Source organism: Pseudomonas sp. PS01270 (assembly GCF_029959775.1).
Classification (GTDB): Bacteria; Pseudomonadota; Gammaproteobacteria; order Pseudomonadales; family Pseudomonadaceae; genus Aquipseudomonas; species Aquipseudomonas atacamensis.
In genome coordinates this window covers 27,814-41,137 of sequence record NZ_JASCPT010000041.1, presented here as the reverse complement: position 1 = coordinate 41,137, position 13,324 = coordinate 27,814, and the positions used below count along the sequence as shown (strand labels likewise).

12 protein-coding genes are annotated in these 13,324 nt (G+C 59.8%); 11 read left to right on the top strand and 1 reads right to left on the bottom strand.

All coding sequences use genetic code 11. The features are described 5' to 3' along the window. Nucleotides 1–338: 338 nt before the first annotated feature. Complete coding sequence (gene epsC, locus QMX86_RS13960; RefSeq protein WP_024011175.1) at nt 339–1,265, bottom strand: serine O-acetyltransferase EpsC; 927 nt, start codon at nt 1,263–1,265, stop codon at nt 339–341. A 190-nt stretch (nt 1,266–1,455) separates the two neighbouring features. On the opposite strand from epsC, the gene QMX86_RS13955 reads away from it, so the two are divergent. The 11 genes from QMX86_RS13955 (at nt 1,456) to QMX86_RS13905 (ending at nt 13,025) form a co-directional block, all read left to right on the top strand. Beyond that, nucleotides 1,456–2,454 carry a D-cysteine desulfhydrase gene (locus tag QMX86_RS13955; RefSeq protein WP_282384541.1) on the top strand — a complete coding sequence of 333 codons (999 nt, stop codon included), beginning with the start codon at nt 1,456–1,458 and terminating at the stop codon, nt 2,452–2,454. 347 nt (nt 2,455–2,801) lie between these two features. Continuing rightward, entirely contained in the window at nt 2,802–3,602 is an 801-nt protein-coding gene (gene tcyJ, locus QMX86_RS13950; RefSeq protein WP_122601379.1) for a cystine ABC transporter substrate-binding protein, read from the top strand. Beyond that, nucleotides 3,602–4,267: a cystine ABC transporter permease gene (gene tcyL / locus QMX86_RS13945; protein WP_016772200.1), complete on the top strand. Its 666-nt coding sequence runs from the start codon at nt 3,602–3,604 to the stop codon at nt 4,265–4,267. Before tcyJ ends, tcyL begins: the two co-directional genes overlap by 1 nt. Nucleotides 4,268–4,271: 4 nt before the next feature. Next, nucleotides 4,272–5,021, top strand: a complete 750-nt coding sequence (tcyN, locus tag QMX86_RS13940; protein WP_071174057.1) for an L-cystine ABC transporter ATP-binding protein TcyN — start codon at nt 4,272–4,274, stop codon at nt 5,019–5,021. Between the two features lie 462 nt (nt 5,022–5,483). After that, a complete protein-coding gene (locus QMX86_RS13935) occupies nt 5,484–6,248 on the top strand; it encodes a hypothetical protein (RefSeq protein ID WP_282384540.1) in 765 nt (254 codons plus the stop codon). Nucleotides 6,249–6,510: 262 nt separating this feature from the next. Continuing rightward, complete coding sequence (locus QMX86_RS13930) at nt 6,511–7,752, top strand: SfnB family sulfur acquisition oxidoreductase (RefSeq protein WP_282384539.1); 1,242 nt, start codon at nt 6,511–6,513, stop codon at nt 7,750–7,752. Between the two features lie 27 nt (nt 7,753–7,779). Further along, nucleotides 7,780–8,973: an SfnB family sulfur acquisition oxidoreductase gene (locus tag QMX86_RS13925; protein WP_282384538.1), complete on the top strand. Its 1,194-nt coding sequence runs from the start codon at nt 7,780–7,782 to the stop codon at nt 8,971–8,973. Beyond that, nucleotides 8,973–10,331: an LLM class flavin-dependent oxidoreductase gene (locus tag QMX86_RS13920; protein ID WP_282384537.1), complete on the top strand. Its 1,359-nt coding sequence runs from the start codon at nt 8,973–8,975 to the stop codon at nt 10,329–10,331. Before QMX86_RS13925 ends, QMX86_RS13920 begins: the two co-directional genes overlap by 1 nt. A 126-nt stretch (nt 10,332–10,457) precedes the next feature. Then, nucleotides 10,458–11,267 (top strand): MetQ/NlpA family ABC transporter substrate-binding protein, encoded by an 810-nt coding sequence (locus QMX86_RS13915; RefSeq protein ID WP_282384536.1) that lies wholly within the window; start codon nt 10,458–10,460, stop codon nt 11,265–11,267. A gap of 2 nt (nt 11,268–11,269) precedes the next feature. Continuing rightward, nucleotides 11,270–12,391 (top strand): ATP-binding cassette domain-containing protein, encoded by a 1,122-nt coding sequence (locus tag QMX86_RS13910; protein WP_282384535.1) that lies wholly within the window; start codon nt 11,270–11,272, stop codon nt 12,389–12,391. After that, nucleotides 12,381–13,025, top strand: a complete 645-nt coding sequence (locus tag QMX86_RS13905) for a methionine ABC transporter permease (RefSeq protein WP_122611154.1) — start codon at nt 12,381–12,383, stop codon at nt 13,023–13,025. The genes QMX86_RS13910 and QMX86_RS13905 overlap by 11 nt, the downstream gene beginning before the upstream one ends. Nucleotides 13,026–13,324 lie beyond the last annotated feature (299 nt).

The window sequence follows — 13,324 nt, the reverse complement described above, 5'->3', positions numbered from 1 at the left end:
AGGGAGACGACGGAGGACGGTATCCACGATGTCTACTGGAGTAGACATCGTGTCGCTCGAATCGACTTGAACTTGCAGATCGTGACGGCAGGTAAGAAGATCTAAAACCGTCCACCATGTCTCCGAACATGTGTCCACCATGTCCCCGGTACATACACCCTCTCCCTGAGGGAGAGGGGACTGATTGGAGGATGTTCAGAATGTGCGCCAACCTGAGGAAACCGTGCCGAATCCATAATCGACCCGGTATTTCAGGTCGATGTATGACGCAAAACACCTCGGTCGGCCCCCTCTCCCTCCGGGAGAGGGCTGGGGTGAGGGGAAAAGGATTCCACGGCCTACTTCTGCGTCCCGTCATCATGCTGCAGATTCGCCTGGGTCAGATTCGCCCCCGCCGGCACGCTGCGCGTCAACCAGACGTTGCCGCCAATGGTCGAGCCCTTGCCGATGGTGATCCGTCCGAGAATCGTCGCCCCGGCATAGATCACTACGTCATCCTCAACGATCGGATGGCGCGGGTGGCCCTTCTGCAATTGGCCGTCCTCATCCGCCGGAAAGCGCTTGGCACCCAAAGTCACCGCCTGATAAATGCGCACTCGCTCACCAATGATCGCGGTTTCGCCAATCACCACACCGGTGCCGTGATCGATAAAGAAGCTGCGGCCGATCTGCGCGCCGGGGTGGATATCGATGCCCGTCGCCGAATGCGCGATTTCCGCGCTGATCCGCGCCAGCAGCGGCAGCCCGGCACGGTATAAATGGTGCGCCAGGCGATGGTGAATCACCGCAAGAATGCCCGGATAGCACAGCAGCACTTCATCAACGCTGCGTGCCGCCGGGTCGCCGTGATAGGCCGCGAGCACATCGGTGTCGAGCAGCGTGCGCAGCCCCGGCAAGGCCAAGGCGAAATCCTGCACGATCTGGATGGCGCGGGTTTCGACTTCACTGTCGTCCTGCGCGCTGTGGCGGGCAACGTAACGCAGCTCCAGGCGCGTCTGCGCCAGCAAGGCATTCAGCGCTACATCAAGCGTGTGGCCGACGTAGAAATCTTCACTTTCTTCACGCAGATCGACCGGCCCCAGACGCATCGGGAACAGCGCGCCACACAGCGCCTCGAGGATTTCCGCCATCGCCGCTCGCGATGGCAATTCGCGGCCGCCCTGCTCCCCTGAAGCGCGACCATTCTGTGCGCGCCACTGATCCCGCGCGCTGCGCAGCTGGCTGACGATGGTCTGCAATTGCCAATGGCTGGAACGCTCGCTCACGGTAAAGACTCCTCACGGGCGGCCGGACTGTCTGGCCGCGTCATCGGCGCCTACTTTACGGCATGCCTTTGCCGACGAATTAAGAACCGATAGTGCTGGCCTCAGTCCATTTGGCTATAAGCGATTGGCGGTTGCCCGTGCAAAAACGCGTGCCTATAGTCCTTTCATTCTTCTGCGCCAGTACGGACCCATGATCAAACAACAGCTGCAACGCTTCCCCCGTCTCGAACTGCTGAGCCACCCCACGCCGCTGGAAAAACTCGAGCGCCTGTCCACCTGGCTCGGTCGCGAGGTGTACATCAAACGCGATGACCTGACGCCGCTGGCGATGGGTGGCAACAAGCTGCGCAAACTCGAATACCTCGCCGCCGACGCGCTCGCGCAAGGTGCTGACACGCTGATCACGGCCGGTGCGCTGCAATCGAACCACGTGCGCCAAACCGCCGCGCTGGCCGCGAAACTCGGCCTCGGTTGTGTGGCGCTGCTGGAAAACCCGCTGGGCACTGATGACGGAAATTACACCGGCAACGGCAACCGCCTGCTGCTGGATCTGTTCGACACCAAGGTCGAGTTGGTCGACAACCTCGACAACGCCGACGAACAACTGACTGCCCTCGCCGCCCGCCTGCGCAGCAACGGCAAGAAGCCGTATCTGGTGCCGATCGGCGGCTCCAACGCCCTTGGTGCTCTGGGTTATGTGCGCGCCGGGCTGGAGCTGGCTGAGCAGATCAAGGACGGCGGCCTCGATTTCGCCGCGGTGGTGCTGGCTTCAGGCAGTGCCGGTACTCACAGTGGTCTCGGACTGGCGCTAAGTGAGGCGCTGCCGCAACTGCCGGTGATCGGCGTGACCGTTTCGCGCAGTGAAGAAGATCAGCGGCCGAAGGTTCAGGGTTTGGCCGAACGCACCGCTGAGCTGCTGGGCGTCGAGTTGCCGACCAGCTTCAAGGTCGAGCTGTGGGACGAATATTTCGCCCCGCGTTATGGCGAGCCGAATGCCGGAACGCTGGCGGCGGTGAAACTGTTGGCGGCTCAGGAAGGTCTGTTGCTTGACCCGGTTTACACCGGCAAGGCCATGGCCGGTCTGCTCGACGGGATCGGCCGGCAGCGCTTCGATGACGGCCCGATCATCTTCCTGCACACCGGCGGAGCGCCAGCGTTGTTTGCCTACAAGGATTTTCTGACAAGGTGATCACTGCAGATTGCAGATACCTGTGGCGAGGGGATTTATCCCCGTTGGGTCGCGGAGCGGCCCCTTGCCTTCGCAAGTGAGTACACGTCGCAGGACTTTGCAACTGTTGTGCAGCCGAACGGGGATAAATCTCCTCGCCACACCAGAACTGGCACATATTCCAAAAAACTCTAAAAGAAACACAATCTAGTATTTTCAAGTCTAAAACAGACATCTTATAGTCTCGCCGCAGGCGAATTTCGGGCGAGACGCTTAAGCTGCTTTAAGGCAGGATAGCGCTGTCGTTCAAATCACCAATTTGCCTACATTCCTTAAGCGTCTTCCATAAGAAAACACAGGGGCTTGTCATGAATTTTTCCGCACTACGTCGCACTCTGCTGGTCGGTTCGCTGGGTCTTGCGCTCAGCGCTGGCCTGATCGGTCAGGCAGTGGCCGGTGAGCAGTTGCAACAGATCAAGGACAAAGGCGTGCTCAACGTCGGCCTGGAAGGCACTTACCCACCGTTCAGCTTTGTTGACGAAAACGGCAAGCTGTCCGGTTTCGAAGTGGAGCTGTCCGAAGCGCTGGCGCAAAAGCTCGGCGTCAAAGCCAAGATCCAGCCGACCAAATGGGACGGCATCCTCGCCGCACTTGAATCCAAACGTCTGGATCTGGTGGTCAACCAAGTGACCATCTCCGACGAGCGCAAGAAGAAGTACGACTTCTCCGAACCGTATACCGTCTCTGGCATCCAGGCCCTCGTGCTGAAAAGCAAAGAGTCGGCGCTGAACATCAAGACTGCCGCTGACCTGTCCGGCAAGAAAGTCGGTGTCGGCCTGGGCACCAACTACGAGCAGTGGGTTCGCGCCAACGTGCCGGGTGCTGACGTGCGCACCTACGATGATGATCCGACCAAGTTCGCCGACCTCAACAACGGTCGTACCGATGCCATCCTGATCGACCGTCTGGCTGCCCTCGAATACGCCAAGAAAGCCCCGAAAACCGTGGCTGCCGGCGAGGCCTTCTCGCGTCAGGAATCCGGTATCGCCCTGCGCAAAGGCGAGCCTGAACTGCTGGCTGCGGTGAACAAGGCGCTCGACGAACTGCGTGCTGACGGCACTCTCGAGAAACTGTCGACGAAGTACTTCAACGCAGACGTCACTAAATAATGGAAGAGGCTTTCCAACTCGCGCTGGATTCCGCGCCCTTTCTGTTGAAGGGCGCGTACTACACGGTAGTCCTCAGCCTCGGCGGGATGTTCTTCGGTCTGCTGCTGGGCTTCGGCCTCGCGCTGATGCGCCTGTCGCGCTTCAAATCGGTCAGTTGGCTGGCCCGCATCTACGTGTCGTTCTTTCGCGGCACGCCGTTGCTGGTGCAGCTGTTCGTGATCTATTACGGCTTGCCGCAACTGGGCATGGAGCTTGATCCGCTGCCGGCAGCACTGATCGGTTTCTCGCTGAACATGGCCGCCTACGCCTGTGAAATCCTCCGTGCCGCGATCGGTTCGATCGAACGCGGTCAGTGGGAAGCCGCTGCGAGTATCGGCATGACCCGCGCGCAGACCCTGCGCCGGGCCATCCTGCCGCAAGCGATGCGCACGGCATTGCCGCCGCTGGGCAACAGCTTCATTTCGCTGGTCAAGGACACGGCGCTGGCCGCGACCATTCAGGTGCCGGAGCTGTTCCGTCAGGCGCAGCTGATTACCGCCCGGACTTTCGAAGTCTTCACCATGTATCTTGCCGCCGCGCTGATCTACTGGATTCTGGCCACGGTGCTTTCGCACTTGCAGAACAAGTTGGAAGAGCGGGTCAATCGGCACGACCAGGAGTCCTGACGCGATGATTGTCGTGGAAAAACTGACCAAGCAATTCAAGGGTCAGGTCGTGCTCAACGGCATCGACCTTGAGGTAAAGGAAGGCGAAGTCGTCGCGATCATCGGCCCCAGTGGCTCGGGGAAAACGACATTCCTGCGCTGCCTGAATTTCCTCGAAGAACCCACCAGCGGCCGGATCAAGGTCGGCGATATCGAAATCGATACCAGCCGCCCGCTGAACCAGCAGCAGAGTCTGGTGCGCAACCTGCGCCAGCACGTCGGCTTCGTGTTCCAGAACTTCAACCTGTTCCCCCACCGCACTGCTTTGGAAAACGTCATCGAAGGCCCGATCGTGGTCAAGAAGATGCCGCGCGACCAGGCAGTTGCTCTGGGTAAAAAGCTGCTGACCAAAGTGGGGCTTGCCGGCAAAGAGGACGCCTACCCGCGCCGTCTCTCCGGTGGCCAGCAACAGCGCGTGGCGATTGCCCGGGCGCTGGCGATGGAGCCGGAAGTGATTCTGTTCGACGAACCGACTTCAGCGCTCGACCCGGAACTGGTCGGTGAAGTGCTGGCGACCATTCGCGGTCTTGCCGAAGAAAATCGCACGATGGTGATTGTCACCCACGAAATGGGTTTTGCCCGTGACGTGGCCAATCGCGTGGTGTTTTTCGACAAGGGCGTAATTGTTGAACAGGGTGAAGCCAAGGCACTGTTTGCCGACCCGAAAGAAGAACGCACCAAACAGTTTCTCAGCAAGTTTCTGAATCACGCCTGACAACTTCCTCAGTAATACCCCTCCACTTCCACGGATGGAAGTTACCTCTCTCCCGGCATTTCAATCTTCTCTACATTTGTTACTTGCGAGCGCAGATATATATTGCGCAACGGTTACGCGCATCTTCGACTCGTCATATTTTCATACGTTTGCCTGCGAACAAACCCGCGCAAAACCCTGCGCAATAGCCGTTTATCTGTAGCTGGTTTCGCGCGTACCACTAGGTATATTGCCTAGGTGACGTAGGAGCTTTCTGATTAACTTGTAATTCACGCATTAACTAAGCCCCTCTATTGACACCCCTCTCCGCAGACTTTTATCTAGTCGGCAACCGGCGCCAATTAGTTCAAACAACTCGCACTAAAATCGAACAAATAGTTTTCGCTCTTATTGCCAGTTGATTCGCGTCTTTTTTGTTGTCCAGAAACGGATTTCGCTGCAAGACTTCAAGGAGAGAAACCGATGACCCGCACTTCGCACACCCCCGAACTTGCAGCGCCAACGCTGGCATGCGCACAAAAAACCGGCATCAACCAGGCGACAGCGGCCCATCTGCTGATCAATGTACCGCCCTACCGCGACATGGACGTTGGCGATCTGATCGAACTGTTCTGGAACAAATGCTATGTCGCGTCAAAAGTCCTCAGCGCAGACGATGTGGGTGAGTCGGTCAGCCTGCGGGTGCCGGAGAGTTTCATCACCAATGGCACCGCGCGCATTCACTACCGCGTGATGCAGGTCGGCCAGGGTCCGGCACTGTCGGCGGCGACCCGGGTGCAGGTCAAACTCGATTGCCCCGGTGGTCAGCCCACTGGGCAGTGCGAAGACGAAAACCAGCAACTGGCACCAGTGATCATCCCCGAAGCGATTCGCCGTCAGGGCGTGAACCCCAGCCAGATCAAACGCGGCGTGCCGCTGACCATCGAGCCTTATCTGAACATGGCAGAAGACGACGCCATCACATTGCGCTGGGGCGATGTGCGCATGGATCTGGCGCCAGTCACTGCGGCCGATGTCGGGCTGCCGATTCAGGTCTGGGTGCCACCGGCGGTCATTGTCGAAGCGGGCGAAGACCTGCGGCTGGACGTGACCTACTGCATCCTCGACCGGGTCGGTAACAACTCGCGCTGGGCACCGCCGCGCACGTTGAAAATCGGTTGCGTGAATCCGTACGTAAAAGTCCCGTTGAAACCCGAATTAAAGGCCGCCGAATCACGTACCAAGTGAGACCTGCCCAAGGTGGGAGGTCAGTGACCTCTCACCTGAAAGTCGTTAACCAAGCCGAACATCCCCCTTCTATGCATATTCCTAAAAGTTAGTTTATTTAAATTTTATACACGCTTAGGGTATATGAACCGGACCACCGGACATTCTTTCAATCGTCGCACTTCGCGGCGTTTTTCATGAGATGTGAGGTAGGTATGGTCCGGAACACAATCACCCCAGTGCAGATCGCCAGGGCATTGCGTGCAGCCAGGGAGCGGCACTGATGTCCAGTCTTGCAGATGCCAACGTGCAGTCCGATCTGGACATCGCCCCGCTGTTGTTGCCCGCGCAAGTACTGCGCAACGACGCTCAAGCTATCAAGGCCGCCCACGAGCTGGCGCAAGCCGCCCGTGTGCAGGCGGCCAAACGCGACCGTCAGCGCAAGCTGCCATGGTCGGAAATCGAACAGTTCACCCGCAGCGGTCTGGGCAGCATTGCCATCCCGCGCGAATACGGTGGCCCGCAGGTTTCCTTCGTCACATTGGCCGAAGTATTCGCGATCATTTCTGCCGCCGACCCGGCGCTCGGACAGATCCCGCAGAACCAGTTCGGCATCATCCATCTGCTGCTCGGCACCGCCACCCAAGCGCAGAAAAAGCAGCTGTTCCAGAGTGTTCTGGAAGGCTGGCGCATCGGCAATGCCGGCCCGGAACGCGGCACGAAAAACACCCTGGAACTGAAGGCGCGGATCACCGCTGACGGCGACGATTACGTAATCAACGGCCAGAAGTTCTACTCCACCGGCGCGCTGTTTGCGCATTGGGTCGCGGTGAAAGCGCTCAACGATGACGGCAAGCAAGTGCTGGCCTTCGTCCGTCGCGGCACGCCGGGGTTGCGCATCGTCGATGACTGGTCGGGCTTCGGTCAGCGCACCACCGCCAGCGGCACGATCCTGCTGAACAACGTGCGCGTCGAGTCGAGCCTGGTCATCGACAACTGGAAGATCAACGACAAGCCGAACACCCAGGGCGCAGTGTCGCAGCTGATTCAAGCAGCCATTGACGCCGGCATCGCCCGTGGCGCCATCAACGACGCCATCGAGTTCGTCAAAACCCGCGCACGGCCATGGATCGACGCCAAGGTCGAGCGCGCCAGCGATGACCTCTACGTGATCGCCGATATCGGCAAACTGAAAATTGAACTGCACGCCGCCGAAGCGCTGCTGCGCAAGGCCGGAAAAGTGCTCGATGACGTCCACGCCGCGCCGCTGACTGCCGAATCGGCGGCACGCGCTTCGATCGCCGTGGCCGAAGCAAAAGTGCTGACCACCGAGATTTCGCTGCTGGCCAGCGAAAAGCTCTTCGAACTGGCCGGCAGCCGCGCGACCCTCGCCGAATTCAATCTGGATCGCCACTGGCGCAACGCCCGCGTGCACACCCTGCACGACCCGGTGCGCTGGAAATATCACGCGGTCGGCGCCTATCGCCTGAACGGCACTTTGCCGGCTCGCCATTCCTGGATCTGAGACGACCAGTCATCTGGAGAACCCCCTATGACGCTTTCCCATCACGTCGCGCTCATCACCAGCGATGAGCAAGCCCTGATCGTCGCCAGTGACCTGGCCGAAGATTTCCAACGCGACAGCGCCCTGCGCGACCGCGAACGCCGCCTGCCATTGGCCGAGCTGGAAGTGTTTTCCCGCTCCGGCCTGTGGGGCATCAGCGTGCCGAAAGAATATGGCGGCGCGGGTGTATCCAACGTCACCCTGGCCAAAGTCATCGCCCTGATCGCGCAGGCGGACGGCTCGCTCGGGCAGATTCCGCAGAACCATTTCTACGCACTGGAAGTGCTGCGCGTGAATGGCAGCGATGAACAGAAAAAGCGCCTGTACGCCGAGGTCCTCGCCGGCCAGCGCTTTGGCAATGCCTTGGCAGAACTGGGCACCAAAACCGCTCACGACCGCGTCACCCGTCTCACCCGCGATGGTGATGGTTATCGCATCAACGGTCGCAAGTTCTACTCGACCGGGGCGATTTACGCGCAGCGCATTCCGACGTCGGTGGTCGATGAAAACGGCGTACAGCAACTGGCCTTCGTCCCGCGCGAGAGCAAGGGCCTGACGGTAATCGACGACTGGAGCGGCTTCGGCCAGCGCACCACTGGCAGCGGCTCGGTAGTGTTCGAAGATGTGTATGTAGCGGCGGAAGACGTGCTGCCGTTCCAGAGCGCTTTCGAGCGCCCGACCACGGTCGGCCCGCTGGCGCAGATTCTCCACGCCGCCATCGACACCGGCATCGCCCGCGCAGCTTTCGAAGATGCCTTGCATTTCGTGCGCAGCAAGACCCGTCCGTGGATCGATTCCGGCAACGACACGGCCACCGAAGATCCGCTCACATTGAAGAGCTTCGGCCACTTGAGCATTCGGCTGCACGCCACCGAAGCCTTGCTCGAACGTGCCGGCGAAATCCTCGATGCCGCGCAAGCCGAAACCAACGCAGAAACCGTCGCCGCCGCCTCGATCGCAGTCGCCGAAGCGCGGGCGATCAGCACGGAAATTTCCCTCGCCGCTGGCAGCACCCTGTTCGAACTGGCCGGCAGCCAGGCGACGCTGAGTGAACACGGCCTCGACCGCCACTGGCGCAACGCGCGCGTGCACACCCTGCACGACCCGGTGCGCTGGAAATATCACGCCGTGGGCAATTACTACCTCAACGATGAAAACCCTCCGCTGCGAGGGACGATCTGATGACTGCTGCGAAAAAGAAGATTCTGCTCAACGCGTTCAACATGAACTGCATCGGCCACATCAATCACGGCCTGTGGACGCACCCGCGCGACACCTCGACCCGCTACAACACGATCGAGTACTGGACCGAACTGGCGCAGTTGCTTGAGCGTGGATTGTTCGATGGCTTGTTCATCGCTGACATCGTCGGCGTCTACGACGTCTACCAGAACTCGGTGGACGTCACGCTGAAAGAGTCGATCCAGTTGCCGGTCAACGATCCGCTGCTGCTGGTTTCGGCCATGGCCGCTGTTACCAGAAACCTCGGTTTCGGCCTGACCGCCAATCTAACTTACGAGCCGCCGTATCTGTTCGCCCGACGCATGTCGACGCTCGATCATTTGAGTCGCGGCCGGGTCGGCTGGAACATCGTCACCGGTTACCTGGACAGCGCCGCCAAAGCCATGGGTCTCAACGAGCAGGTCGAACATGACCGCCGCTACGACCAGGCCGAAGAATATCTGCAGGTCTTGTACAAGCTCTGGGAAGGCAGCTGGGAGAACGGCGCGGTGCGCAACGATCGCGAGCAGCGCATCTACGCCGACCCGGACAAAGTGCACAAGGTCGTGCACCAGGGCGAGTTCTATGAGGTCGAGGGTTATCACCTCTGCGAACCGTCGCCGCAGCGCACGCCGGTGCTGTTTCAGGCCGGCAGCTCCGATCGCGGCTTGCTGTTTGCCGGGCGTCATGCCGAGTGCGTGTTCATCAGCGGCCAGAACAAACCATCGACCAAAGTGCAGGTCGACAAGGTCCGCGCCAGCGCCGTCGAAGCCGGGCGCAATCCTCAAGACATCAAGGTGTTCATGGGCCTCAATGTGATCGTTGGCGCCACCGAAGAAGCGGCGTGGGCCAAGCATGCCGAGTATCTCAGCTACGCCAGCGCCGAGGCCGGCGTGGCGCACTTTTCCGCGTCCACCGGTATCGACTTTGCCCAGTACGAAATCGACGAACCGATCCAGTACGTGAAGAGCAATGCGATTCAGTCGGCGACGAAAAACCTGCAGAACAACGACTGGACCCGGCGCAAATTGCTCGACCAGCACGCCCTCGGTGGCCGCTACATCACCGTGGTCGGTTCGCCTGAAAAAGTCGCAGATGAGCTGGAGTCGTGGATCGCCGAAACCGGTCTGGACGGCTTCAACCTGACCCGCATCGTCACCCCGGAAAGCTATGTCGATTTCATCGAACTGGTGATTCCCGAGTTGCAGCGGCGCGGCTCGTACAAGACTGCGTATGACAGCGGGACCTTGCGCGAGAAATTGTTTCACGGTGAGGCGCAGTTGCCTGAGCAACATACCGGCTCTTCGTACCGACGCTAAAAGCATCGCTGGCAAGCCAGCTCCCACAAGGGTCTGCGGCGCACACAAAACCTGTGGGAGCTGGCTTGCCAGCGATGAGGCCACAACAGACACCACAAATCTTATGCACTGACTGGAAAAACCACCATGACCAAAAAAACCCTGTCCCACCCAGTCAAAGCACTGGCCCTGGCCTTCGGCCTGTTCAGCTCGGCGGTGTTTGCTGCCGATGCGCCGCTGAAAATCGGCACCACCGCCGCTTTTGCCATCCCGCTGGAAGCCGCCGTCGAGGAAGCCTCCAAACAAGGCCTGAAAGTCGAACTGGTGGAATTCACCGACTGGATCGCGCCCAACGTCAGCCTCGCCGCTGGCGACATCGACGTGAATTACTTCCAGCACATCCCGTTCCTGGAAAACGCCAAAGCCGCGTCCGGTTTCGATCTGGTGCCATTCGCTCCTGGGATCATTAACAACGTCGGTCTGTATTCGAAGAAATACAAAAGCTTCGATGAGCTGCCCGAAGGCGCCAGCGTCGCCATCGCCAACGACCCGATCAACAGCGGTCGCGGTCTGCAATTGCTCGCCAAGGCCGGTTTGATCACCCTGAAACCGGGCGTCGGCTACAAAGCCACCGAGGACGACATCGTCGCCAATCCGAAGAACATCAGGATCCTGCAGGTCGAAGCCGTGCAACTGGTGCGCGCCTATGACGACGCCGACCTGGTCCAGGGTTATCCAGCCTACATCCGTCTGGCGAAGACCTTCGATGCCGGCTCGGCGCTGCTGTTCGACGGTCTCGATCACAAGGAATACGTGATCCAGTTCGTCATCCAGCCGAAGAGCAAAACCGACCCGCGCCTGATCAAGTTCGTCGACATCTATCAGCATTCACCGGCCGTTCGCGCGGCACTGGACAAGGCCCACGGCAAGCTCTATCAGGCCGGTTGGAAAAGCTGAACATGACTGCGGCGATCCAACGGCGACTGGAGCTTCCAGAGCCACACAATGCTGAAAAAACCGAGCTGCATCCCGAGTTGAATCGCGCCCACGTACGCTTTATTGGCGTGGGCAAAACCTACAACGGCCGACAAGGTCCGGTCGCGGCTTTGCAGGGCATCGACCTGGCGATTCAGCGCGGTGAAGTGTTTGGCATCATCGGCCGCAGCGGCGCTGGCAAGTCGTCGCTGATTCGCACGATCAATCGCCTGGAGCAGCCAACGTCGGGGCGGGTGCTGATCGATCAGGTGGATATCGGCGAGTTCGATGAAGACCGCCTCGTCGCCCTGCGCCGGCGCATCGGCATGATCTTCCAGCACTTCAATCTGATGTCGGCCAAGACCGTCTGGCAGAACGTCGAGTTGCCGCTGAAAGTCGCCGGCGTGCCGAAGGAGCAGCGCGACAACAAGGTTCGCGAACTGCTCGAACTGGTCGGCCTGCAAGGCAAGCACAAGGCGTACCCGGCGCAACTCTCCGGTGGGCAGAAACAGCGTGTCGGCATCGCCCGTGCGCTGGTGCATGACCCGGACATTCTGCTCTGCGATGAAGCTACATCGGCGCTCGACCCGGAAACCACGCAGTCGATCCTCGGCCTGTTGCGCGAGATCAACAAACGCCTGGGCCTGACCATTGTGCTGATCACTCACGAAATGGCAGTGATCCGCGAGATCTGCGATCGCGTCGTCGTGCTTGAGCATGGCCATGTGGTCGAGCAAGGGCCGGTGTGGCAAGTGTTCGGCAATCCGCAACACGCAGTCAGCCAGACTTTGCTCGCGCCGCTGCAACACGCCTTGCCGGAAGAACTGCAAAGCCGATTGCAGGCGCAATCCACGGCTTCAAATGCAGCGGTGGTGTTGCGTTTGCAGTTCACCGGCAGTGCCGCTGATGAGCCGGATCTGGCCGCGTTGTTCGCGGCATTGGGTGGCCGAGTGAAGCTGCTTCAGGGCGGCGTGGAAAGGATTCAGGGTCATGCGCTGGGGCAGCTTTTACTGGCCGTCAGCGGTTCGGCGTTCAGCGCCGAGCAATTGCGCGAACGCGCCGGGCAATGGGCGCAACGAGTGGAGGTATTGGGCTATGTGGTTTGATCGCTTGCTGCAGGGTTTTATCGACACCTTCCTGATGGTTGGCGTGTCCTCGTTGATCGCGCTGCTGGTGGGGATTCCCATGGCGGTGATTCTGGTCACCAGCGACAAGAGCGGGATCTATGAGGCGCCGCTGTTGAACCGTGCGCTGGGCGCCTTCGTCAATCTGTTCCGCTCGATCCCGTTCCTGATTCTGATGGTCGCGCTGATTCCATTCACCCGCCTGATCGTCGGCACTACCTATGGCGTGTGGGCCGCTGTGGTGCCGCTGACAATCGCCGCAACGCCGTTCTTCGCACGGATTGCCGAAGTGAGTCTGCGCGAGGTCGATCATGGGCTGATCGAAGCCGCACAGGCCATGGGTTGCCGGCGCTGGCACATCGTCTGGCACGTGCTGCTGCCCGAGGCGCTGCCGGGGATTGTCGGGGGGTTCACCATCACGCTCGTGACGATGATCAATTCGTCGGCCATGGCTGGGGCAATTGGTGCTGGTGGGCTGGGGGATATCGCTTACCGCTACGGTTATCAGCGCTTCGATAGCCAGATCATGTTGACGGTGATCGTCTTGCTGGTGGCGCTGGTGGCGGTGATTCAGTTGGGTGGCGACAGGCTGGCGCGGGGGCTGAATAAGCGCTAAGGTCGATAGCGGCAGGTGGCCATCAACCAGACCCATGTGATCGCAGTATTTTGGGCGATGCCCTTCGTCAAAATCAGATGCTTCCTACACCACTTTTGTCGTTTCGCCAGCCTGAAGCACGCGGGTTTGCAGGACGATTCCTAGAATAATTTGCCCGCTTGTACCCGAAATATCCTGTAGCTAATCTCCGGTCGTCACTGTTTTGCGGTGACTGGATTCAGTTGTCCGGCCGGCAACTGATCCGCGTGCAGCCGCCGTCCTGCTCGTTTAGTCGCGAAATGGTTGGCTCCCACTTGAAG